The 24,297-nt window shown below is 46.4% G+C and carries 20 protein-coding genes, 1 tRNA gene and 1 other RNA gene; 11 read left to right on the top strand and 11 right to left on the bottom strand.

The features are described 5' to 3' along the window. Nucleotides 1–955, bottom strand: a 955-nt coding sequence (locus ACN08Z_RS06975) for a 3-methyladenine DNA glycosylase (RefSeq protein WP_419103829.1), incomplete at its 3' end; no start/stop codon positions are given. A gap of 45 nt (nucleotides 956–1,000) precedes the next feature. Next, nucleotides 1,001–2,296: an aspartate kinase gene (locus ACN08Z_RS06970; protein ID WP_419103828.1), complete on the bottom strand. Its 1,296-nt coding sequence runs from the start codon at nucleotides 2,294–2,296 to the stop codon at nucleotides 1,001–1,003. Nucleotides 2,297–2,707: 411 nt separating this feature from the next. Between ACN08Z_RS06970 and ACN08Z_RS06965 the strand changes: the two genes are divergently transcribed. Then, the gene (locus ACN08Z_RS06965) at nucleotides 2,708–3,214 is read left to right on the top strand and encodes a DUF2087 domain-containing protein (RefSeq protein ID WP_419103827.1); all 507 of its coding nucleotides are present in this window, start codon (nucleotides 2,708–2,710) and stop codon (nucleotides 3,212–3,214) included. A 28-nt stretch (nucleotides 3,215–3,242) separates the two neighbouring features. On the opposite strand, the gene recR is transcribed toward ACN08Z_RS06965, so the two are convergent. The 3 genes from recR to ffs form a co-directional block, all read right to left on the bottom strand. Further along, on the bottom strand, nucleotides 3,243–4,217 hold the full coding sequence (recR, locus tag ACN08Z_RS06960) for a recombination mediator RecR (protein WP_419103826.1): 975 nt from the start codon (nucleotides 4,215–4,217) through the stop codon (nucleotides 3,243–3,245). Between the two features lie 49 nt (nucleotides 4,218–4,266). Then, the gene (locus ACN08Z_RS06955) at nucleotides 4,267–6,696 is read right to left on the bottom strand and encodes a DNA polymerase III subunit gamma and tau (RefSeq protein WP_419103825.1); all 2,430 of its coding nucleotides are present in this window, start codon (nucleotides 6,694–6,696) and stop codon (nucleotides 4,267–4,269) included. Nucleotides 6,697–6,819: 123 nt separating this feature from the next. After that, an RNA gene (gene ffs / locus ACN08Z_RS06950) (signal recognition particle sRNA small type) lies at nucleotides 6,820–6,916 on the bottom strand. A 174-nt stretch (nucleotides 6,917–7,090) separates the two neighbouring features. Between ffs and ACN08Z_RS06945 the strand changes: the two genes are divergently transcribed. From ACN08Z_RS06945 to ACN08Z_RS06935, 3 genes are all read left to right on the top strand, one after another. Continuing rightward, nucleotides 7,091–7,178 (top strand) — tRNA-Ser (locus ACN08Z_RS06945). Between the two features lie 788 nt (nucleotides 7,179–7,966). Continuing rightward, nucleotides 7,967–8,578: a hypothetical protein gene (locus tag ACN08Z_RS06940; RefSeq protein ID WP_419103824.1), complete on the top strand. Its 612-nt coding sequence runs from the start codon at nucleotides 7,967–7,969 to the stop codon at nucleotides 8,576–8,578. Between the two features lie 465 nt (nucleotides 8,579–9,043). Beyond that, nucleotides 9,044–9,652, top strand: a complete 609-nt coding sequence (locus ACN08Z_RS06935; protein WP_419103823.1) for a hypothetical protein — start codon at nucleotides 9,044–9,046, stop codon at nucleotides 9,650–9,652. A 4-nt stretch (nucleotides 9,653–9,656) separates the two neighbouring features. Here ACN08Z_RS06935 and ACN08Z_RS06930 read toward each other — a convergent pair whose 3' ends face one another. Beyond that, nucleotides 9,657–10,322, bottom strand: coding sequence for a TetR/AcrR family transcriptional regulator (locus ACN08Z_RS06930; protein ID WP_419103822.1), 666 nt, complete (start codon nucleotides 10,320–10,322; stop codon nucleotides 9,657–9,659). A 150-nt stretch (nucleotides 10,323–10,472) separates the two neighbouring features. Between ACN08Z_RS06930 and ACN08Z_RS06925 the strand changes: the two genes are divergently transcribed. From ACN08Z_RS06925 to ykgO, 6 genes are all read left to right on the top strand, one after another. Beyond that, nucleotides 10,473–11,276, top strand: a complete 804-nt coding sequence (locus tag ACN08Z_RS06925) for a hydroxymethylpyrimidine/phosphomethylpyrimidine kinase (RefSeq protein WP_419103821.1) — start codon at nucleotides 10,473–10,475, stop codon at nucleotides 11,274–11,276. A gap of 241 nt (nucleotides 11,277–11,517) precedes the next feature. Continuing rightward, nucleotides 11,518–12,210, top strand: a complete 693-nt coding sequence (locus ACN08Z_RS06920) for a queuosine precursor transporter (protein ID WP_419103820.1) — start codon at nucleotides 11,518–11,520, stop codon at nucleotides 12,208–12,210. Nucleotides 12,211–12,363: 153 nt separating this feature from the next. Continuing rightward, on the top strand, nucleotides 12,364–13,794 hold the full coding sequence (locus ACN08Z_RS06915) for an amino acid permease (protein WP_419103819.1): 1,431 nt from the start codon (nucleotides 12,364–12,366) through the stop codon (nucleotides 13,792–13,794). Between the two features lie 268 nt (nucleotides 13,795–14,062). Continuing rightward, a complete protein-coding gene (locus ACN08Z_RS06910; RefSeq protein WP_419103832.1) occupies nucleotides 14,063–15,433 on the top strand; it encodes an amino acid permease in 1,371 nt (456 codons plus the stop codon). 216 nt (nucleotides 15,434–15,649) lie between these two features. Next, nucleotides 15,650–16,750, top strand: coding sequence for a GTP-binding protein (locus ACN08Z_RS06905; RefSeq protein ID WP_419103818.1), 1,101 nt, complete (start codon nucleotides 15,650–15,652; stop codon nucleotides 16,748–16,750). Between the two features lie 34 nt (nucleotides 16,751–16,784). After that, nucleotides 16,785–16,907 (top strand): type B 50S ribosomal protein L36, encoded by a 123-nt coding sequence (gene ykgO / locus ACN08Z_RS06900; protein WP_419102357.1) that lies wholly within the window; start codon nucleotides 16,785–16,787, stop codon nucleotides 16,905–16,907. Between the two features lie 99 nt (nucleotides 16,908–17,006). Here ykgO and ACN08Z_RS06895 read toward each other — a convergent pair whose 3' ends face one another. Together ACN08Z_RS06895 and tgt are read right to left on the bottom strand one after the other, a co-directional pair. Next, nucleotides 17,007–17,504 (bottom strand): hypothetical protein, encoded by a 498-nt coding sequence (locus tag ACN08Z_RS06895; RefSeq protein ID WP_419103817.1) that lies wholly within the window; start codon nucleotides 17,502–17,504, stop codon nucleotides 17,007–17,009. A gap of 32 nt (nucleotides 17,505–17,536) precedes the next feature. Next, nucleotides 17,537–18,841, bottom strand: a complete 1,305-nt coding sequence (gene tgt, locus ACN08Z_RS06890) for a tRNA guanosine(34) transglycosylase Tgt (protein ID WP_419103831.1) — start codon at nucleotides 18,839–18,841, stop codon at nucleotides 17,537–17,539. A 161-nt stretch (nucleotides 18,842–19,002) separates the two neighbouring features. Between tgt and ACN08Z_RS06885 the strand changes: the two genes are divergently transcribed. Continuing rightward, nucleotides 19,003–20,499 carry a SulP family inorganic anion transporter gene (locus tag ACN08Z_RS06885; protein WP_419103816.1) on the top strand — a complete coding sequence of 499 codons (1,497 nt, stop codon included), beginning with the start codon at nucleotides 19,003–19,005 and terminating at the stop codon, nucleotides 20,497–20,499. Between the two features lie 160 nt (nucleotides 20,500–20,659). Here the strand turns inward: ACN08Z_RS06885 and ACN08Z_RS06880 are convergent, their stop codons facing one another. The 3 genes from ACN08Z_RS06880 to ACN08Z_RS06870 form a co-directional block, all read right to left on the bottom strand. Further along, nucleotides 20,660–21,835 carry a glycosyltransferase 87 family protein gene (locus tag ACN08Z_RS06880; RefSeq protein WP_419103815.1) on the bottom strand — a complete coding sequence of 392 codons (1,176 nt, stop codon included), beginning with the start codon at nucleotides 21,833–21,835 and terminating at the stop codon, nucleotides 20,660–20,662. A 585-nt stretch (nucleotides 21,836–22,420) separates the two neighbouring features. Then, the gene (locus tag ACN08Z_RS06875) at nucleotides 22,421–22,648 is read right to left on the bottom strand and encodes a hypothetical protein (protein ID WP_419103814.1); all 228 of its coding nucleotides are present in this window, start codon (nucleotides 22,646–22,648) and stop codon (nucleotides 22,421–22,423) included. Between the two features lie 311 nt (nucleotides 22,649–22,959). After that, nucleotides 22,960–24,192 carry an MFS transporter gene (locus ACN08Z_RS06870; protein ID WP_419103813.1) on the bottom strand — a complete coding sequence of 411 codons (1,233 nt, stop codon included), beginning with the start codon at nucleotides 24,190–24,192 and terminating at the stop codon, nucleotides 22,960–22,962. Nucleotides 24,193–24,297 lie beyond the last annotated feature (105 nt).

The following is a 24,297-nucleotide window of genomic DNA, read 5'->3' as shown; positions in this document are numbered from 1 at the left end:
ACAGTTCAGGAGAATACACCGAAGAAACACGTTCTAAAAGACGGGTACGTAATTGCTGAGCACGGGCTGCAAAATCACGTTGATAACGCACATATTCTGCTTTACCGGAAGGAGTTTCCACCTTAACAGGGGTATAACCCCAATCGTGGAGATCATAAGGGGCTGCCCGCATATCAAGTTCACGCACCTGCCACGCTAACTCAAAACAATCCAGAAGAAGTTGAGAATCAACCAAAGGAAGAAGCTTATACGCCCACTTGTAAATATCCATGTTTGCGTGCAAACATGCTGGCTGTTCAAGAACACGCTGTTGCTGACGGGTTGGTTGTAGCTCATTCTTTGGGGCAGCCTGTGGCATGAAGAACCGGAACGCATCAAAATGTGAGCAACGGATACGATGAGAATCTACCACCTCATTAGTGCCTTCAGCACCTAACCGTAAGGGTAAATAATCATGGCGGATATTATTCTCTACGGAACGATACGCCATCGCCCATTCGTGCATCCCAAAACACCCGAAAAAACCATTTTTCTGGGCAGTATTCGAAAGGATTTGATAGATATAACTCACGGCTTCAGAACGGCGTTGCAAAAATTGTGCAATATCAACCGTAACAGCACAATCGCTAGAAGAAATACGTTCTTTGTGTGCTTCGCTAAGAGGTAACTGCGCAATGTCTTCAGCGCTTAGACGCATATAAAATTTCTGCTGAGCATACTCAGATGCATCAAGCAAAATAACACCAGCACCGGGATGCCAACGCTTAAACTGTGCAGGCTTGAGGGTGTAGTAGGTGAAAAGGAAATCCTCAACGGGGTGTTTTTCTCCGCGATGGCGTCTTGCTAAATATGGGTCCGCAAAAACAGCGGCACGTTCGTGATGTTCACGCGCGTACTTCTGCCACTGCTCAGGCTCATAAAGAACCCATGAAAATGCCTCAACGGAAAAACTCATAGGAAGTATTTTACCGTTGAGGCATCATAGAATCTGCGTGAGTCTTTAGCGACCTGTACCACCGTAAACAGTCGCTTCGCCTTCAGCGTCAAGATTAAAAGCCGTATGCACGGCGCGTACCGCTTCGTCGAGCTTGTCTAAATCAGTAATGACTGAAATACGAATTTCTGAGGTTGAAATCATCTGAACGTTCACCCCAGCTTGGCTTAGCGCCTCAAAGAAGGTGAAAGACACCCCAGAATGAGCCTTCATACCCGCACCAACTAAGGAGAGCTTACCAATTTCTTCGGTGTAGCGTAGCTCCGTAAAACCGACCTCTTCTTGTGCCTGCTCTAGACGTCTCACAGCTTTTGCTCCCTGATCTTGAGGAAGAGTAAAAGTAATGTCGGTAACGTCAGGGCGGTCCGTAGAAACGTTCTGAACAATCATGTCCAGATTCACGTTAACTTCGTTGAGCAAACCAAAGACTTTCGCAGCAGAACCCGGTGTATCAACAACCCCAATAAGAGTAACTTTTGCTTGGCTGCGGTCATGTGCAACACCAGAGATGAGGGGCTGTTCCAAGGGAATCTCCTTTAAATGGTTAGGGGTCAGTTCTTCAGAATTCTCGGGAATAACAAGTGTTCCCTCCAACTCAGAAAATGATGAACGAACATGTAATTTCAAGTTAAAACGGCGCGCGTACTCTACACAGCGTAGATGCAAAATTTTTGAACCATTTGCTGCCATCTCAAGCATTTCTTCGCTAGTAATGGTCTCCAGCTTATGGGCGGTCGGAACAACACGCGGATCAGCTGAGAAAACACCATCGACATCAGAATAAATCTCACAGACATCAGCATTTAAAGCGGCAGCTAACGCGACTGCGGTAGTGTCTGACCCGCCACGCCCTAACGTTGTAATATCACCGGTCTGACGGTTCATTCCCTGAAAACCGGCAACGATAGCAATATCGCCCTCTGCTAATGCGGCATGAATACGTTGCGGAGTAACCTCTACAAGACGAGCAGCGCCGTGTACGCCATCGGTAATCATCCCAGCTTGAGAACCGGTAAAAGATTTCGCTTTGACCCCGAGGCTGTTAATCGCCATAGATAACGCTGCCATAGAGATACGTTCACCAGCGGTCAGAAGCATATCCAGTTCTCGTGAAGGAGAAGAATCTGAAGTAATCTCTGCGGCAAGATCTAATAGTTCATCGGTGGTATCTCCCATAGCGGAGACGACCACTACCACATCATTCCCTGCTTTTCGGGTATCTACAATACGTTTGGCTACGCGTTTGATACCGTCTGCATCTGCGACCGATGAACCACCAAATTTTTGAACAATCAGGCTCATAAACTTACTCCACTAGATTTTCTTCTGAAATAACCGTCAGAGGGCTGACGATTCTGCATCCATACTAGAGTAGTTCAGTGTTCAAGTGGTAAACGCGTCTCAAACGTAGACATTGCTACACAGATTACTTCATATTAACCCATATTGTGTAACCTGAAACACTATATTAATTGTGTTTTTCGTGCCCTATGATGTATCCTCACTTTAGGCGAACCCTAACGCCTAACGGCATCGTTGAACCCTAGCTTAAACAATGCACCGTAAAGGGGAAAGACTCCTCATGGGACATACTGCAACACAACACCGCCCCACTTCTACAACAAAAGGGCGGCACACGACGTGGTGCATATTGAGTTCATAACATCAGATAACACGAAAAGTAGGCTAGGGATACACATGTAAGGGTTATCCATGACAACTCAACGTAATTTCAAAACTCAAGTACGCGCTCGCATGCAACAAACAGGGGTAAACTACACCACCGCTCGCATGGAACTACTTAAAGAGTACGAAGAACAGCACCAGAGCGCGCGTAAAGAAGCCTACCAAGAACACCAAACCATCGTCTCCCGATTCTTTAAAGACGGCGCGATGACGGTCATTCCCTCAAAACGTCGAACACGAGCACATATTTTGCTCTACCTCATCAACTATTTTCAGAGGGGCCAAAGCTACACCGAACAAGAAGTAAACCACATTCTTAACGAATTGTGGTCAGACTTCGCATACCTCCGACGAGAACTCGTTGACTACGGGTATTTAGAACGAAACACCCACGGAGAATACTGGCTAACAGCCTTTAGCCCCGAACGGTGGGGAACCGTTTTACAGGATGAAGCTCCGGCATGGGAATTCTATTGGCTACCAGACTATTTGAACGGGCAAGAAAAACAGGTAGATTTCTTCGGCACACTATAAAACGTCTGAACACAACATTCAGTACGATTTATTGCCAAGGGTTCACATACGTTCGCCCCGGGATAGGCGGAATCTGAGGGGTTGGGGTGCGTAGCGGAGTTTTCTTTAATTCCTCTAAGCGTTCTTGATAGCTCTGCTGCTGAGATGAAGAACCATCTTGTTCTTCTGGGCGAGAGCTACCCTCAGGTTCCGTTATCGTTTCGGCATCGAGTTCTTCTAAAAGCGGTTCGTTGAGGGTGCCCTGCTGCGGTGCATCTTCATGTTCTTCAGATAGCTCTTCAAACATTGAACCACTCCATCTTTGGCGAGGTTGTGGTGCCGGCGTATTTTGAGCTTGTCGTTCTTGGTCTTCAGCAACAGCTTGAGTAAACGCCTCTGCATGATTTTCTGTACTGTGGCGGTTACCTTCAGCAATAATACGGCGACCTTCTAACGCTCGTCCAAGGGTAATCTCATCGGCGTATTCGAGGTCTCCGCCCACGGGCAGCCCAGAAGCTAGACGTGAAACTCGAACACCTAAAGGAACAAGTAACCGAGAAAGGTATGTTGCTGTTGCTTCACCTTCGAGGTTTGGATCCATCGCTAAAATAATTTCTTCGATACGTTCGTCAGCAAGGCGCGCAATGAGTTCACGAATACGAAGCTGTTCGGGGGTAAGCCCCGCTAGAGGGTTAATCGCCCCGCCTAAGACATGGTATCGTCCGTGAAAAGAACGAGTACGTTCAATCGAGACCACATCTTTTGATTCTTCAACGACGCATAAAGTCGTTGGGGTGCGACGTTCATCCCGACAGATAGCGCACTGATCTGTTTCGGAGATATTTCCACATACTTGGCAGAAACTCACAGTGTTTTTGACGGTATTAATCGCATTGGTAAGTTTCTGCATTTCTGAAGAATCAGAATTCAAGATATGAAAGGCGATACGTTGGGCAGACTTTGGTCCAACACCTGGCAACCTGCCAAGCTCATCGATGAGGTTCTGCACCGCAGCATCGTACATAGAGAGAGCTCCTTATATATGGGTAGAACGCAAGTAGAAGAATATGTGGTTAGTTTTTGATGTTGTCGATGACAACTCCACCAAGAATTTTTTCGACGGCTCGTTGTCCGATGAGCATAACCTTCTCTAGAGGTTCGTCTTCATCAGAGGGGACGAAGTCTTCTTCTACGGGATTATTATCGTGAACCTCTTGAGCCTTTTCGTGTACGGCGCGGTTTCCTTCAGCCACTTCTTTGGCATATTTTTCGCGGAAGCTTGGTGCTGTATCTTCGTGTTTTTCGTCGTCGTTTTCTACGTTTTGAGTTTCGTCCTCAGCTTCTTCAGGCTGTTCTGGTGCAACGGAGATGTCGGGGCGTTTCCATTGCTGTGAAGTGGGGTGATTCTCTCGTGCGGAGTCGTGTAGGGGTGGTGCCTGTCCGTCGATAACACGTAAATGAGGGTGCTCTTCGACAAAATCGTCTACATCATCGTCCTCTGCGTCATCAGCTGGTTCGTATTCGACGTTAGCGATACTGTTATGTACTGGCTCTGCTATTTCTGGTTCTTCAGTTGGGTCTGGTACGGGGCTAAGAACTGTTGTTTTAGCCTGTTCTGGTGATGAGGATTCTATCGGCTGTTCCTCATCAGGGTGTGAGGGTACAGGCGCTACTTCCCAATCGGTGACGGGGTTATTCCAGTTTTCGGGGCTGAATTCTGGGTCTTTTCCGGTGTGGGGTTGTAGATGCTCGTTCCACTGTTGCTGTGGTTGAGGCTGTTCAACGGCTGGTTTTTGAAGATGCTCTGTTGACGTAGCGGGGGAGGGCTGGTGTGATGGTGTGTTTTGAGGTGTAGTTTTAAGGACTTTTGCGTGAATATCACAGCGAGTGCCAAAGACTTTAAAGAGGGCGTTTTTGAGGAGGGGGAGGAATTCTTTAACGCCTCGTAGTGTTTGAATATCAGCTTCGATATAGAGGGCGTTGTTGGTGAAGTCGCAGGGATTGCATTGGCCAAATCTTTCTTGTGCTTGGCTTTCGGGTATGGCTTCGAGAACTTCTTTCCATCGTGTGGTGATGGCGTTGAGAAGTGCTGCTCCTGTGAGTGGCGCGTAGGGGGTGTTTGCTGTGTGGGAAGATGAGGTATCCTCGGCAGCGGGCTGAGCGGGCTGAGCGGGCTGAGCGGGCTGAGCGGGCTGAGCGGGCTGAGCGGGCTGAACCGAAGCCAACGGCGGAGCAGATAACGGCGGACGACTCATCGATTGAGCGCCCTGCTCACTCGCAGATAACGAATACTCTGCACGAGCTGTAGAACGACTAGAATCGTCCTCGTTCTCTTCAACAAGAGAACGCACACGACGCTCAAGGCGATCTAAACGTGCGCCGACAGCGCCAATAGACTTCTCAGAAGCCGGCAAAAGAATACGAGCACACAACAACTCTAAGTGAAGCTGAGGTGATGTCGCACCACTCATCTCGTTAAGCGCATGACTGGTTACATCTGCTGCTCGTGAGAGCTCTGCTGGGCCGAAAGCAGAGGCCTGTTGGCGTAAACGTTCAACCTGATCGGCGCTCATATTCTGAAGGACACTCTCAACAGATCCGTGAACTGCCTGAATAATAATCAAATCACGCAGACGTTCTAACAAATCTTCAACAAATCGGCGGGGATCTTGTCCTGTTTGAATAACACGGTCTACTGCATGGAAAACTTCAGCAGCATTTGCTTGAGCAAAAGCAAAAATAACATCGTCTAAAAGTCCGCTATGGGTAAATCCTAGTAAAGACGTAGCGACATCATAGGAAATATGTTGTTGCTGAGAACCTGCCATCAACTGATCAAGGATAGATAGACTATCGCGAACAGACCCACCACCGGCACGAACTACCAGTGGGATAACGCCGTCTTCAACCTGCACATTTTCTTCTTGGCACAGTTGCAATAGGTAGGAAGAGAGAGTGCTTGGGGGAACAAGTCTGAAAGGGTAGTGATGGGTGCGAGAACGAATTGTTCCGAGGACTTTATTCGGTTCGGTCGTCGCAAAAATAAATTTAATGTGCTCTGGTGGTTCTTCAACGATTTTAAGAAGAGCGTTAAACCCTTCGCGAGTGACCATGTGCGCTTCGTCAATGATGAAGATTTTATAGCGGTCACGAACCGGTGCGAAAGTTGCTCGTTCGCGTAAATCTCGAGCATGGTCGACGCCACCGTGTGAGGCAGCGTCCATTTCAATGACGTCCAGCGATCCTCCGCCGTGGCGAGAAAGCTCTTTACACGAGTCACAGGCTCCGCAAGGGTTGGGTGTTGGGCCTTCTGCACAGTTGAGGCAGCGCGCGAGGATGCGAGCAGACGTTGTTTTACCGCAGCCTCGTGGACCCGAGAACAGGTAGGCATGATTGACGCGGTTATTGGTTAGCGCTGTAATGAGTGGTTCGGTGACGTGTTCCTGACCGATAACCTCGTTAAAGGATTCTGGGCGGTAACGGCGATAAAGTGCAGTGCTCACAGCTCAACCCTATACATTCGTGCAATAAAAAAGAATCTTGCACCCTAGTCTAATGAATAGGTCAGTGTTAAGGGTAATTTATCCACGCAGAGCAGAAGATGCTTTTTGTAAAGCTTGGGCATAAAAAAGGACCCCTTACGCACCCGTCAGAGCTCAGATACCCTTGCTGTCTTCCGACCCTGGGGGAGTTCTCCAAGATAACGCCACGTAAGAGGCTGATACAGAGTCTACCTCATAAAGTCATTGAAAGAAAGCTGACAAGGTGGTGAAGCAAAAAACAGTCAGTGGTGTAGCTAACGAAAAAGTTAGGGGCTAGGAATTGCGAACGTTTAAAAAGTGCGGTAGGCTTTTATCTGTTCGCTTACGTGAAGCTTGAGAAAGCTACGTAGCGTTTGGAGGATTCGCCTAGCGGCCTATGGCGCACGCCTGGAACGCGTGTTGGGTTAACGCCCTCGGGGGTTCAAATCCCCCATCCTCCGCCATAAAAGCAATAAGCTCATCACTACGTATAGTGATGAGCTTATTGCTTTAAATATTTACTGCCTATCTCTTTGGCGTGGAGCGCCGAATGGTAGTGTTCTCTATCCGTTTCACATGTTTATGGGTTTGATTGTGATGACGAAAGACTCTGTTGCGCGAGGCTCTAACCCTTTAAGCGTTATGTCTTTTTGTGTCTCATTTTGCGGACAAAGGTAAGTGGTTTACGTAACAATTTTCGATAAGCTCTAGAGCCTTCTAACGTTCTGATACCAAAGTTGTCTGAGAGTTTCTGACCATTTGTCTGATATTTTCGCAAAAAGTGTCGGATAAGCGAAATGTTATCTGTGGGCTGTTTGGGTGACTGGTGTCCACGGCTAAGTTGCTCTTTAAACTTTACTGTTCAAGAATTTTTTCGATGTTTCAACATCCTACTTTTGGATATTTCAACTAGTAAATAGGGTGTATTTTAGATTTTCTCTTGCTTCAAAGAAACACTTAAAAATAGCAATAAAATAATGAAAAGAAACCTTATATTTTTTCTCTAGGTGATAAGTTCGAGAACACCAAAACTCCCGAAAATAAAAAGTGTCGTTTTTCTCAAAGCTAAGAATTGGCGAGAGTTTCCTCTAGATAACTGAAAAAATACGAAATCTTTATCGTTGCATTGAATTCTTATGTCGTTTATATTCTTGAACGGTTGCTCGGAGTTGTCTATGATTTTACCTGAGCTTCATTTTTGATGAATCCTCACCAACGGAAACCACACAACGTATATAAGAAAAAGGTAATTATGAGTGTCACTCGCCGTAATTTAGTTAAGTCCGCAGCGTGGGCTGCTCCAGTAGTTGTGGCTACTGCTGCTGTCCCCGCTTATGCAGCATCATTTGATGAACCACACACCAACCCTAACCTTCGCTGGAATGGTAGCTCCTTCGTTAGCCACGATGTTTATGATGATTACCACACTCGAGTCAGCCCAAGCCGTCGCGGTCCCTTTGGTGTTCAATACCAGAACGTCCTTCCAGAAGATACTGTAACCGACTTGAGCATCACCTACTGGCTACCTTACGACTCCTTTACATTCCACCCCGAGGGAGACTCTAGCCCCTTCTGGTCAACTCTATCTCGTGATATGACTCGCGAGCCTCGTGTTGCAACTCAAAATGGTGCTCCTCAGACTGTCTATCCTTACACAACTTATTGGGTGGGTGGAAGCAATATCTCTGAGGCTGGTCAAAACCGTGGTGGTGGAACTTACTGGTTCCCACGCTACGAATTCTTCAGTGATCAGAGCGATCCTAGTGAATGGCGCTCATATCTTTACCAAATCCGTATGAGTATTAACGGTGGACCTTTGGAAGACAAGAACGGCCGTTTAGATACTCAAACATTTACACGTTAAATATCTAAAAAGTATAAAAATCTATCGTTTAGATAACAGCATTGTTTCCGCACAATAAATCTTTGCGGGAACAATGCATTTAAAAGAATAGTAAATCATAAAATAATATCTTCTTAAAAAATACACGTGGGGTTTGATAAAAAATCTTATCAAACCCCACGTGTATATATAAAAAATATATGTTAAGAAACAGCTACTAAATAAGGGCTCTTTCCGTCCAAACGTACAGGATTTCCAACCTCATCAAAACGAGCGCCTAGACGCCCTGGAATAAAACGAATAGTAGGCTGAAGTGGTGTCAACGCTTTTCTATATCAGGGATTTCGTTGTGAACTCATTTACCTAGACTGGATTGGTCTTCTGGCAGGGTCTTGAATCTGAAACACACGCATACTTATAATGCTATTAAAATTTTCTTAAATAATTTTTATAAGTTGATTCGCTTGCTTGTTATAAGGATTCGTCATGGTCAGTTCTAGCCGTCGTTATATCGTAAAGTCTGCGCTTTGGAGTGCTCCGGCTGTTATTGCCACTACTGCTATTCCTGCTTATGCTGGTTCACCTGGTAGTAATCCTGACCTTAGATGGGAGTCCGGACCCTCTAACGTGGGACGTTTTACTTGGGACCGGTACTGGCCACGTGTGAGCATGGGTGGTTGTAGCGTTAAATTTTCTCATGTAAATCCAGGAGACACTTTTCAGGGATTACAACAAACCTTCTGGTTACCTGATGCTGATTTACGTTTCCATAGAGCGTACCAATCGAGTATGAAATGGTCTTTGCTTGAGCGTGAGTATGGCAGAAGTTTGCGGAGCATTTCGAAAAACGGCAAAACACAAACTCTCTACCCATATACCACCCGATGGGTAGGAGGGGACCTTATTGTCAAGGAAACATCGTGTACAGCCAGAGATGGTTGTTACTGCCTAGTAGGGTACCGTTACTTTGCTTATGGAGCTAATTACTATCCTGGTTCTTATTGGTATGGTTATTATCATGAGACTTCCATGAGCGTTAACGGTGAAGGACTAGTCTCTAAAGAGACAGAGTCCGTACATTACTCAGCTCCGTAAATAACTAAGAAACAGCTACTAAATAAGGGCTCTTTCCGTCCAAACGTACAGGATTTCCAACCTCATCAAAACGAGCGCCTAGACCCATTTGAATAAAACGAATCGTTGAATCAATATGACGTTGACGTGCCTTAGCATCAGGTGTCTCGTCAGTGCGCTCTGCACTAGAAGAGAGAGAACCATGAATAAGACGAGCCATTTCGCGAATATCGTTCTCTAGAATGTAACCTTGGTCGATAGCTTCTTGAAGTATTTTCCCCAGAACAATCTGCAACGCGGATACGTGCTTGCCTAGTTTTGCGAAAGACTCGGGGGAGAGTACTGAACGCATTGCTGGCCCCGGTGGCATGTGATGTAGGGAAAGACGCTCAATTTCTAGGCGGATATATACGGCAAGTTTGTCAATCGGGTTGGTGATACCCTCAAGGCCTTCGTTAAGATCGGAGAGGAACTTGTCCGTTTCGTCCATTGCGTATGCTACAAGTAGCTCGCCCATATCTGCAAAATAGTTATAGACTGCGGTGCGTCCAATACCAGCGTTTTTTGCGACGTCGGTCATGGTGAGTCCGGGTAGTCCACGCATATAGAGGAGTCGACCAAAAGAGTCGAGAATGGCACGTTTGGTGTTCTCGCGTTGTGCCGCGTTTGAGGCTGCAGAAATTCTAGGCATAACGCTACTGTATACTAACTTTGCTCAGATAGTGACAAAAACCGGAAAACTGTCAGCGTAATCTCAGAATGCAGAGTAGTCTGAATCACAAAAACACGGGTTTAGTGTAAAAAACGAGCGAATATCGCTACCACGCGGTACATTGACGCTATGACAAAACGACCCTACGCGTTAACCATCGCCGGTAACGAGGCAACCGGCGGAGCAGGCGCACAAGCAGACCTCAAAACATTCCAAGCCCTCGGCGTTTATGGTTCCCTCGCACTTACCTGCATTGTCTCATTCGACCCTAAGAACGACTGGGCACATCGCTTCGTTCCCGTGGACGCTCAGACTGTGCACGACCAATTAGAAGTAGTGCACGCAACCTACAATCTTGACGCCGTGAAAATTGGAATGCTCGGCACCGTACCCACCATCGAAACAGTGGCACGCTTCCTTGAAGAACACACCCCCCAAAACCTCGTACTAGACCCCGTACTTATCTGTAAGGGACAAGAACCCGGTGCCGCATTAGATATTGACAACGCTCTTAAAGAAAAAATTCTACCGCTGGCAACTTTCGTCACCCCGAACCACTTTGAATCAATGAGCCTATCTGGTATGGATTCCATCACCACCGTTAAAGAACTAGAGCAAGCAGCGCGCATCATCCACGAAAAGTCTGGCGCAACAGTTCTGGCAAAAGGTTCTATCCGACTCGAAGGTGATAATGCAGTGGACGTCTACTATGACGGAAACACCCTCGAAGTATTAGAAACACCCAAAATTGATGATGGTGCAGTTGTCGCCGGTGCAGGTTGTACCCTTGCCGCTGCCATTACCGGCTACTTGGCGCAAGGAAAAACACCCCTTGAAGCAGCACAACAGGCGAAAAAGTTTGTGAGTACCGGTATCGCAGAACGCGTCCGTTCTAACGCGCCCTTTGATGCGCTCTACCAAATCAACCAATAGCACCATCCCTACACAAGCTGCGCTGTAACACTCTTGGAGTGTTTATGACAACGTGCAGTATGAGAGTGCATCGTAACTTCTGCGGTGACGAATACTATGTATGACCATAAAATTCGTCACCGCAGAAGTTTATCTTCTACCCTGAAGGCACTATACTTCTTCTAGAGAAAATGCCTGGGTGGCAGACGGGCAGCATATCTCAATGACACTCCCTACCTATTTAAGTTCAAGGAGCGACTTTATGCCCGCCACCGCCTCACAACAACACTATGCCCAGCCTTCTCGTACCTACTACGACCTATTACTGTGTGCCTCGGCTATTATTCTTATCCTCTCTAACATTGCTGCCACGAAAGGTGTTGCTTTCGGCAGTATCCTCACTGACGGCGGTTTCTTCCTCTTTCCCTTGGCTTACATTATTGGGGATGTTCTCTCCGAAATTTATGGTTTTGCGCGCACTCGTAGAGTCATTATTATCTCGTTTCTAGCGGCAGCTTTTGCAAGCCTTAGTTTCTGGATACTCATTAAACTTCCGAGTGCAGACTACTACGAGAACCAACAAGCCTTAGAAGCTGTGCTGGGTCCGGTACCGTTGATTGTTGCTGGCTCTCTTGCTGGATACCTTATTGGCCAGCTACTGAACTCATGGGTTATGGTTGCCATGAAAAAACGTTTTGACGGCAAGTTCCTTGTTGGTCGGCTTGTTGGATCTACCCTAGTAGGCGAACTGGCAGACACTATTATTTTCTGCACGGTTGCTGCACCGATTCTTGGAATTAGTACTTTTGATAATTACCTCAACTATGTTCTTGTCGGCTATTTCTATAAATGTCTTGTCGAACTTGTGCTGATGCCCGTCACTGTTCCGGTGATTTCGTGGTTTAAGAAGAATGAGCCAACTTATCGGAGCGTATCTGAGACGGCTTCTTCGTAGATTCGTAATGCTGTATAGAGAAGATAAGATGTGGCGCATCTAAAAGACCATAATCTGAACAAAACTCCGAAAGAGTGAGCCAAGAGCTGTAGCATATATATCATCCAATATGCATGTATATGCATTACCATCCACACCCATAAGGTACACCCCATGGCTTCTCAACAAGAACCCACCCCAGACGGCGGACTCGAACGCTCACTGAGCCACGGTCAAATGACCATGATTGCCCTCGGACTAGCCGTCGGCACTGGACTATTCCTCGGCTCTGGCGGAGCTATTGCCATTGCCGGCCCAGCCGTCATTATCTCCTACATGATTGGCTCACTCATTGCCGCAATCATCGGCGCTTGTGCCGGCGAAATGGCCGTACGCTATCCCGTTCGTGGTGGCTTTGGCACACTCGCCGGAAAATTCCTCGGCCCCTACGCCGGATACACTACACGATGGGCATATTGGGCGACGACTGTACCTCTCACCGGCGCCGAACTTGTAGCCGTCGGACAATACATGACCTACTGGTACCCCACCGTACCTCTCTGGATATGGGTTGCCCTCTCAGGGGCAATCATTGTGGGGCTGAACCTCACGAGCGTTAAATCTTTTGGAACACTTGAATTCTTCCTTTCTTCCATCAAAGTTATTGCCGTAATCGTTTTCATCATCTTTGGCTTATTGCTGGTTTTTGTTGGTCTTCCATCAAGCCCCGCAGTTGGTATCCAAAACCTCACCAACGACGGCGGATTCATGCCAAATGGATTGTCCTCAATCTGGCTCGCCTTGGCTATCGTGATGTTCTCCTTCGGCGGTATCGAACTTATCTCTATCTCTGCTGCAGAGGCGAAAGACCCTGTGCGTTCGGTTCGAGCTTCAGCCAAAGCGATGATGTGGCGTCTTGCAACGTTCTATGTACTAGCACTTTTCGTTGTGGTTTCTGTCATTCCTTGGCGTGAAGCTTCCTCCTTGCACGGAGAGATTGAGACTTCTCCTTTTGTGCTCGTCTTCTCTCAACTGAACATCCCCTATATTGCGGGTATCACTAACTTTGTTGTTCTGATTGCTGCTCTTTCTGGAGCTAATGCCGCCCTTTACGCCGCAACACGGCAGCTTCACGCCTTGGGACACGACCGTATGGCGCCCGCAATTTTTGCGCGAACCACCTCGCAGGGTATTCCGGCACTTGCTTTAGGCGTTTCGATGCTTGGCTCTGTTGTTGCTATTGTGATGGCTATTTCTGGTGTTGGCGGTATTTTCTCGTTGATGATGGCTTTGGTCATTCTCTGCGTCCTTGTTACGTGGACGATGATTCTTCTGAGCTACATCAGCTTTAAACGCGTTGAGGGTAACAGTTCTCCATTCCGTGTATGGGGCGGTTCTGCAACTGCTTTACTAGGTCTAATTGGTGTTTTTGCAACCTTCTTAGCGCTTTTCTTCATTGGTAATATGACCACTTCTGCGATGGTTGGTGTTGGCTTCTTCGCCCTCATCACTGTGGTCTATTTTGCAGGTGTTCGCTCTCGTCAACACGTTGATGACACTGCTTTTGAAGAGGCTCGTTCACATGTTGAGCATTATCAAAACTAGTGGATAACACACTAGACGGTTCGCACCATATTGCACGGTTGATATGAACTATCGCGCATCATATGGTGCGAACCGTAACGTTTTTCTTCTCTTTTTGTTTATCTTCTTCATCTTTTTGAGGGTTCTGTCTATCGTTTGGTAGTTTTGAAAACTCTACGGAGGACGAGGAACTCTCGCATCATAAAGGATATATATTGTGGCAACTTCGGTGACTAGATCTACATTCGAAGATTCTCGAAACCTTAAGCGTTCTTTGACCCATGGTCAGATGACGATGATTGTGTTGGGCTCAGCATTAGGTACGGGGCTTTTCCTTGGCTCTGGTAGCGCTATTGCGTTAGCTGGTCCAGCAGTTATTCTCTCGTATGCTTGTGGCTCTTTGCTTGCTGCCATTATTGGCGGAGCAACGGGGGAGATGGCAGTTCATTCTCCGGTGCGCGGCGGTTTTGGGTCTATCGCTGGTAAGTATCTTGGGCCTTTCGCCGGGTTCTTGACGCGTTGGGCTTATTGGACGTGCACCATGGTCATTACCGGTATTGAGCTCGTTGCGGTGGCCTCTTATCTGAAGTTCTGGTGGCCACAGCTTCCGTTATGGGTTGGCATTGTGGCCTTTGGTGTCCTAATTATCTTGTTGAACATTCGTTCTGTGCATTATTTTGGCGTGATGGAGTTTGCTTTATCGTCGGTGAAAGTGATTGCGCTGAGTGCCTTTATTCTGGTGGGTTTGTGCTTGGTGTTCTTCGGTCTGCCGGGGCATGCTGCTACGGGTGTTGCGCATTTGAGCGATGACGGTGGTTTTATGCCGGGTGGTATTAAGTCTGTGTGGCTTTCGTTGGCGATTGTGATGTTTTCTTTTGGTGGTATTGAGATGATTTCTATTTCTGCTGCTGAAGCGAAAAATCCGGCTCGTTCGGTGCGTTCTTCTGCCAAAGCGATGATGTGGCGTCTTGCAACGTTTTATATTCTTTCGTTGTTTGTGGTTGTTTCGGTGATTCCTTGGCGTCAGGCTGCAACGTTTAATGGGGAAGTTGAGGGTTCACCTTTTGTGTTGGTGTTCTCTGAGCTGGGTATTCCTGCGATTGCGACGATTACTAACCTTGTGGTGTTGGTGGCTTCGCTTTCTGCGGCGAATGCAAATCTTTATGCGGGTACTCGTTTGATGCATTCTTTGGCTGCTGATTCTATGGCTCCTCGGATGATGTCTCGTACGAATCGTCAAGGTATTCCTGTTCGGGCGATGTGGCTTTCTACGCTGGGTGTTGTTTTAGCTATTCTTTTGGCAGTGTTTAAACCTGGTGATGCTTTTGGCACGATGATTACGCTGGTTATGGTGAGTGCTTTGACGGTGTGGGTTCTGATTCTTTTGGCGTATCTTGCGTTTAAACGTGTTGAAGGTAATTCGTCTGCGTTTCGTCTTTGGGGTGGTCGTGCGACGGGTGCTCTGGGAATTGTAGGACTTTGTGCCGTATGGTCTGCGCTTTTTGCTACTCAGGGGACGATTGCTCCTGCTACGGTTGGGGTTGCGTATTTTGTGGTTTTGACGATGGTGTATTTTGCGGTGGTACGTAAGGTTCATGTCGTGGATGAGAGTGCGTTTGAGGAGGCTCGGCGTGCTAGTGGGTCTTCTTCAGAGGCTTGATGATTTGTTAAAACTTTTTCTGCACAACTCTTGTATATGAGAATCATTATCGTTTAGACTATAGGTATTAGAACGCGTGATCTTCTCATGCATTCAATGTCTGTGTGTTGCTCAAGGCCCCCAATCTAAGGGGGCCTTGGCGTTTAATATCTCGTGTTGAATAACACGCTTCTTCTGAAGTTTACATGAGAACGATTCTCATTTATGCTTGGGTGTATGTCCATCACAGCTATCTCCTCACTGAGCCACTGGGCACGAGACAACGCCCTCAACACCGCACTCAAAGCACTCAAAAATAGCACCGACACTACACCTACCATCCTCAGCTTCGACATCCTCGACCCCGAAGAAAACGCACACCCCGAAAAAATCACCATACGAGTCACCCGAAACCACCACGAGACCACCAAAACCACCGACATCATCCTCAAAAGTAACTGCTCATCCTGCGCAACCACACTCCTCCTCTCCGACTGCCTACAACTATCAGATAACACAGAAGAAACCCTCATCCTCCTACCACCAGGAGTATCCCTCAACACCGTCATCAACGTCGCAGAAAAACTAGAACACCACATACACAGCGCCATCCTCGCCCTCGACATCAGCACCATCGAAGACGAACTCTGGGACAACAAACCCCTCGAACAACGAGGCCTCAACGGCGGCTGCGAAGACGAACGAACCCCCGGAGAATTCATCATCACCGAAATCGCCTGGGCAGACACCGCCATCACCTCAGAAATACCCTTCACCCACAGCACCGACACCGAAAAACACCGCGCCCAAGAACTCCTCGCACACCTCGGAACACACCTAAAAATCATCTCCTGCACAGAAACAACACAACCCATCTGCGGATGCCACCAACGAGAAGACAGCATTCAACGAGCACAAGCCGGACACCTAGGAATCAACACCCAAGAACTCACCCCCATCACCAACGAAACCCCACAACACACACCTATCAACACCGCCATACGCACCGGAAAAAACTTCACCACCGTCGTCCTCACAACCTCCGGAATCCTCCACCACGACAGATTCGCCTCCGCACTACCACACCTAGCAGAAGGCAACTGCCGACTTCGCGGAACACTCTGCATCAACAGCTACGGTTCAGAACGTATCGCCATCGAAGGCATCGGCCCCTTCGTCTGGCTCGAACAACAAGGGCAATGGGAACAACAAGAACCACACAACACCATCGCCATCACCGGAGACGACCTCAACCCCACCGAACTCCAAGAACTTCTCAACCAGTGCATTATCACTGGAGAAGAAATAGCAGAAAACCTCCTCAACAGCACCAGCTAACGAGGAACCAACACCCACCCAGAAAAGGAAAAACATGAAAGTTCGTAAATCACTACGCTCACTCAAAAACCTACCCGGAGCACAAGTCGTCCGCAGACGCGGAAAAACCTACGTCATCAACAAGAAAAACCCACGATACAAAGCCCGACAAGGCTAAAACCCCACCAAAAAGCCCCTGCTGTACCACCTCCAAAAGAACACCAACGAACCACGAGGACACAGCAGGGGCTTACCACCACCTAAAAATAGGCGCCAACTACGAAGAAAGAACCTCCTCCAACTTCGTCAAAGAACCCTTCCACGTAGCAGCCACATCATCATGAACCTGCTCCGGCAACGGACCTACCTCAACCTTCACCGTAATACCTTCACCAACACCAGAAGACGTAATCACCGTACCCGGAACAAAACCAATACGAATACCCATCAAATGATCCGTAGGCTCACCCATCGGCCCAGCAATAGACTCCACCAGCTCCAAACCCTCAAGAGAAATCGACTCAAAACGAAGATACACCGGAGCAAAAACATTCAGCTCAGACTCATGCTTCATCGCCAACTGAACACGCCCACCACGCTGAGGCTCAAAAGTCACCGTATCCGGCTGAACTGACCAACCACGCGGCGGATACCACTGCAAAAAGAGATCACGCGAAGTAAACGCAGCCAACAACTCATCAGAACTGACCACAAAATCATGAGAAACACTCACAACCTCATTCTCAGAAACATGATCTAACGGAAAACCCGACACAAAACCTCCAAAAATCAAAAAAAGAATAAACCCTACTCAGGGCGACGATCAGAATAATAATTACCGAGAAACTCATCACGATACGCAAAATAATCACCCTGATTAATCGCCTCACGAGCATCATCAACCATCTTCACAATAAAACGCTCATTATGGATAGACGCCAACGTCGCAGACAAACGCTCCTCAGCCTTAAACAAATGATGAAGATATGCACGAGTGTAATGACCGCAGGTATAACAATCACAACCCTCAAAAATCGGACGAAAATCAGTCTTAAAACGAGCATTCGTCAAATTCATACGCCCATCAGGGGTATACACCGCAGAATTACGGGCAACACGAGTCGGCGAAACACAGTCAAAAGTATCAACACCATTCTCAATGCCGGTAAAAATATCGTCCGGCTCAGAAATACCCAAAAGATGACGAGGCTTATTCTCCGGCAACTCCTCAGTACACCAGCGAACAATCGTCCCCAAATTCTCTTTTTCTAAAGCGCCACCAATACCAAAACCATCAAACGGCATCGCACCCAAATCACGACAAGCCTGCCGACGTAAATCCTCATACTGGGCGCCCTGAATAACACCAAACAAAGCCTGATACGGCTTATCAGAACGCTCAACCGTCAAACGCTCATGCTCAGCAATACAACGCAAAGCCCACAAACGAGTACGCTCTAACGCCTCCTCCTGATAACGACGAGAATTATAAAGCGTCGTCAACTCATCAAAAGCAAACATAATGTCAGCACCAATTTTATGCTGAACCTGCATCGACACCTCAGGCGTAAACCGGTGCATACTGCCATTAATATGAGACTTAAAATTAACGCCATCATCATCAACATGCGCCATACGCTCACGCCCACGAGCAACATCATCATCACCCAACGGGCGCCCATCAACACCGCGAGCCTGCTCAACGGTGCCCATATCAATCACCTTTTTGAACCCAGAACCTAGGCTCATCACCTGAAAACCACCAGAATCGGTAAACGTTGGACCCGACCAATTCATAAAACGGCCAAGACCACCAGCAGCATCAAGAACATCAGGCCCCGGCTGCAAATACAAGTGATACGCATTCGCCAAAAGAGCCTGCGAACCAAGCTCCTTCATCGCCTCAGGCAAAACAGCCTTAACCGTTGCCTTCGTCCCCACCGGAGTAAAAGCAGGAGTATGAATATCACCATGAGGAGTATGAATCACACCAGTTCTACCACGAAACTCACCACCATTAGCAGCAGTACGCTCAGCAGAAATCTGCTCACGCTCGGCAAGACGCTCACCCAGCTCAAAAGAAAATGTTGGATTAGAAAAATCAGTATTCAGCACGGACACTAGTCTACTCGGTCGCCAGCTACAGACTCCATGACATCCGCACCTGCACACGCTAAGCCGTGCTAACTCACACTCCCCACATCAGACACCAGCACATAACCCTGCTAGGCTTGTTCAAATATTCTGTCACCACACAACCGGCAAAAGAGAGCATGCACACCACACCCCACCCCGCACTAAGCCCCACACAACGTGGAGCAACACTCACCGTCCTCAAACACCCCAAACTCTTACTCATCGAAATACTCGCCGGACTTGTCACCGCGTTAGCGCTCATCCCCGAAGCGCTCGCATTCTCCGTCGTCGCCGGAGTAGACCCGCAAGTTGGGCTCTTCGCCTGCTTCACCATGGCAACAACTATCGCCATAACTGGTGGACGTCGCGCCATGATATCCGGCGCAGCAGGATCTACCGCCCTCGTTATCGCACCACTTATGGCAACCCACGGATTGCCCCACCTCATTGCAGCAGTGCTCCTTGCCGGAGTTCTTCAAATACTTCTAGCAGTTTTCGGTGTCGCTAAACTCATGCGTTTTATTCCGCGCCAAGTCATGGTCGGCTTCGTCAACGCGCTCGCTATCCTGATTTTTTCTTCTCAACTGCCACAGCTCATCGACGTGCCTTTTGCTGTCTATCCGCTAGTTGTTGTTGGACTCATCATTGTGTTTGGTCTCCCTAAAATCACCACAACTATTCCAGCGCCTCTCATCGCTATTATTCTTCTCACTGCGGTGACAATATACGCGGGTATTAAAGTGCCTACTGTCGGTGAATATGGTGAGCTTCCACATTCATTGCCGGTATTGAGCGTTATCGACGTACCGCTCACTGTAGAAACTCTTAAAACCATTTTCCCTTTTGCGCTTGCTATGGCATTTGTGGGTCTGGTCGAATCCCTCATGACCGCAAAACTGGTCGATGATATTACGGACACTCATTCCAATAAAACCCGTGAATCATGGGGACAGGGCGTGGCGAATATCGTTACTGCAGCCTTTGGCGGTATGGGAGGATGCGCCATGATTGGGCAAACCATGATTAACGTTAAAACAGGTAACGCTCGTTCACGTGTTTCTACTTTCTGTGCAGGAATTTTTGTTTTGGTGCTCTCTGTTGTTCTTGGAGATATTGTTGCGAGAATTCCTATGGCTGCGCTTGTTGCCGTCATGATTCTTGTTGCTATTAGTACATTTAACTGGCATTCCGTACGCTGGAGCACCCTTAAAGCTATGCCACGAGCAGAGACCGCCGTCATGCTGATGACGGTGCTTGTTACTGTCGGTACACATAATCTTGCTCTTGGTGTTGGTATCGGTATTCTTGTTGCGATGGTTCTTTTTGCGAGACGTGTTGCCCATGTGGTCACGGTGGAGCGTGCTGTGCAGGGCGAAGATACTGTAACGTACAGTGTCAATGGCCCGTTGTTTTTCGCCTCATCAAACGACTTGTACTACCAGTTCTCGTATAGTGATGATCCCAAGAATATTGTGATTGATTTGAGTAATTCTCATGTGTGGGATGCTTCTACTGTTTCAGCATTAGATTCCATTATTTTTAAGTATGAGACTCTTGGAAAAACAGCAACAGTTTTTGGTCTCAATGAGATGAGCCACGGAATGAATAACCGTCTTAGCGGAAAACTTGGCTAAAGAGCTACGTAACACCAACTAAAAATACATCGCAGGACCTATTCCTGCGTATTGTGGTTGAAAGCGTCGCAGTAGAATCTAACTCAACTCTACATTTTTGATGATGCATGCAATACTGCATATCACTGTTTGCCACGGGGCTATAGTCGGTACTGACCGATTATAGCCCCGTTTTATTGTTTAAAATTCTTCTAGTGGTGTTCGCAAACATGTACATAATCCAGAGTATTCCGCACAACACAAGTGATGATCTGAAGAACTCGTAAAATAGTAGTGGTGCACCAACTGATGCAAGATAGTCACCTAAATCTGTTCCTTGGACCATACATACTAGCGACCATGCTACTGCAAGAGGTATCTTAAACGGCTGTCGGGTTGAGCGTAGGAGCCATATGATTGAAGGAACAGCCCAGACCCAATGGTGTAACCATGATACTGGTGAGAGCAGGCATGACGCGACTCCAATGATAGAAGCTACAGCTAGATAATCACCTAATTGTAATAGACGCGATGCTGCTATGAACGATATTGATATTACAAAAAGTGAAAGTAAGGCAACTAGTGCACTGTCGTGATTACCAGTCCATCTAGAGATAACACCTTGTATTGAGCTATTCCCCGACGTTGAAAAGTTTTGGCCTAAGTCTACTACTGAAGAGAGGTTAAAGATTTTAGAGGTAAAATATTCCAACGTATTGTGGGGAGTAAAAAGAAAACCTATAATGACTGTTATCAAAAATGAAATAGAAGAATAAATAAAATATTTCCATCTCTTTGAAAATAAGAAAAATGCGATAAATAGCGCGGGTGTCAGTTTAATTCCTGCAGCGATTCCTATTAATATACCTCGGGGGAGCACCTTTATGTTCTTGCGGAGCAAGTCATAAAGACATAAAAAGCATAGTATTATATTTATTTGCCCAAACATAAAGTGCTGAGCTATGATATTAAACGACGAAAACATTAGTGAAAATAAAAATATTTTTATTCCGCTAATATCATTAATAGATATCTTGACTATATAAAATAGTAAAATTGCGTTTAAAAAAGTCCAAGTAAATACACCTAAAGGTTCTGGGAAATATCCTAAGGGATAGAGTATTATGGCAGAGAAAGGTGTATATACAAAAGGAAGCCCCTGTTCTACATATGTTCCAATAGCGTCTTTGTCGTAGATACTTAAACCGTGTTGCAGGAGACTGCTTACATTTTTATAGACACCGTAATCTACTGGATTATACCCAATATGAAGATGTATAAGAGATGTTCTAATAGAGGCTACTAATACCCCGTAAGATACTGCGAGTAAAAATGTTTTATGTTTTATATTTCCCATTTATATTTTTGCTTATTGGTTACTGTAAAAGGCGTGATTTATGATATATTCTTTACCCATGATAACTCCTTGGGTGGGTTTCGGAAGTAGTAAAGATGATACAAGTCACTTTAGCATATTATTTTAATTGCCTCTAGATAGAAATTTAAGAATTTTTATAATAACTCTTAGTGTGAGGCGTTCAAAATAACTTTCATCTTGAGGTGGCTCGCAGAATTTGATGCAAAAGGTATCCGTTCTGAGCTGCTTGCGCGGAAGGGTAAGAATACGTCATATGGCGATATGAGCAACCTTTGAGTTTAACGTTTGAACAAAATTAGTATGAAATATATTCAGTCAAGATACCTAGTAAGTTCCATATTTGGTGGGTCCAAGCAGAGGTTACTTATAAGAGGGGGTCTTCTCTTCGGAGTTCGTTCAGGCTTCAGTAGAAGAAGATGAGAAGAGTTAAATCTTAGCTGCCTCATATTCTTCTGGATGCTCCTAAGGAAGAATTGTGAAGACATCTCAAAGAAAACACTCAGCGCGTGACTTCTCAACAAAAGTCACGCGCTGACACTAACGATGCGATGAAAAAATCAACTACTATTTCTGGGTCTTCTTGCCCTTGGTAGAGTGTGAATCTTTCCAGATGTGCCATGCTAGGCTAGCCAAAAAAGTCACCATACCAAAACAATAGGTAACCCAGAATTCTTTTGAAATTCCTGCCCATCCGCTGGTAAAGAGTTCTCCTCCGCTGAGCACTAACGCAATAGGTAATGGCATGAATAATAAAACTGCTACAGTGACAAGAAAAGCAACGAACTTATCCATGTATTTATCCCCTTTACTTTAGGCGTCCTCACAACATGCTTTAGAAGCCCATCAAGAAAGACCTTATGAGCAGTATCTCTGCCCATAAAATTGCACCTTTTGAAGCACAAATCATTAATTTTTTATACTACAGTCTTATACAAAACAAAACAATGGACCATACAAGAAGTTCTCCTATTTCATCTTGTCAAAATACCCCACATAACACTCTCACCCCACCTTCCTTGAAGATAGAACAAAGCTCAAAGAACGTGATTTACAGAATATCCACACAATGACGTTCACTAAGATGAACTCCACACATAGGCTAATTAGCCGTTTTCAGATAAAACCGGAAGTTTTCTTATCTCGCCTGAAACAATAACCCACAACGGCGATACACACAGCAACAACAGAAATACGATAAATACCGTACCAGCCTGCAAATACGCTAAAAGAAAAGATGCGAGAACAGCACCCAACGGATCAGCTCCCCACGTTAACAACCGCTGAGACATCGAGAACCTTCCCAACACATCATGCGGAACCAAAAGATGCTTAAGCGTCTCCGAAATCGAAATATTAATCATCATAGAGCTAGACCATAAGGCAAGCGAAACTCCCACGATAACAATCGAAAAAACATTATTAAAATACTGAGAAATATAGATTCCAACCCCAGAGGCAACCGGAAGCAGAAAAGTCACGATGAGGACATAATACGGTTTTAAGGTATCTACCTTTCGACCAGAAAAATGAGCAAGAATAATTCCAAGGACCCCACCAAGAGAACTCGCAACACCTAAGCTAAGTACCGAAAAATCTGTGTTCCGAAGCAGATAAATAATATAGACTGCCTGAATTCCTGAGGTTATAAAGTTAAAGTAAACGATACTCTTGGTCAATGGAAACTGGATGTTGTCCCTCACTAAGAAAGTTAACCCTGCCCAATACCCCGTATGGGTATCTTCCGAAACCTTTTGTTCGGTATCAGCGACACCCCTGTAACTTCTCGCGGCAGATACCGGTCCAATCAACGACAACGCATACAGGACACCAAAAATTATGAAGAGATTTGAACTGTTCATCATGCCAAACGCAACTCCAGCGGCAGCACCAACGACTATATCTGCCACCGAATGAAGGCTGGCAAACCATCGATTTGCCCGAGGAATATACTTTTTATCAATCACCGCAGGAATCAAGGACGAGAACAAGCTGTCGTAGAAAACCGTAATCCCCGAAATAAGAAACGCGAAGAAGAAAAGAAAGACAATCTTGAACTCACCGATAGCCAACAAGTAGCTAACTGAGAAGCACAATAGCGCCCGTATAAGAGAACATAAAGAAAGAAGCATAATCTTCTTGTGAGAATCACCCAGACGCTGCAACAAAAGAAGAAAAGAAAGCGTGCCAACCCCTACCGCAACATTAATGGCAGAGACCTGAGAATTCTCAAGATTAAGTGAAGATATGGCTATGACAGGGAGTATAAATAATATGAACTGTGTCGAGGTGAAGCTGAGCAGCTCTCCAGACCAGAGAGCACGAAAAATATTAGGCATATTTGATTTCTGTGATTCAAAACGTGTTTTAGATATAGACTATCTGGTTGTACAGGTTCCTCATCATTCCTGTACAACTTAATCGCAGAACAATTTAAGCGAGAT

It is taken from the genome of Rothia sp. P7181 (genome assembly GCF_048513015.1).
In the GTDB taxonomy this organism is placed as follows: Bacteria; Actinomycetota; Actinomycetes; order Actinomycetales; family Micrococcaceae; genus Rothia.
This window is presented reverse-complemented; position numbering and strand designations above follow the sequence as displayed.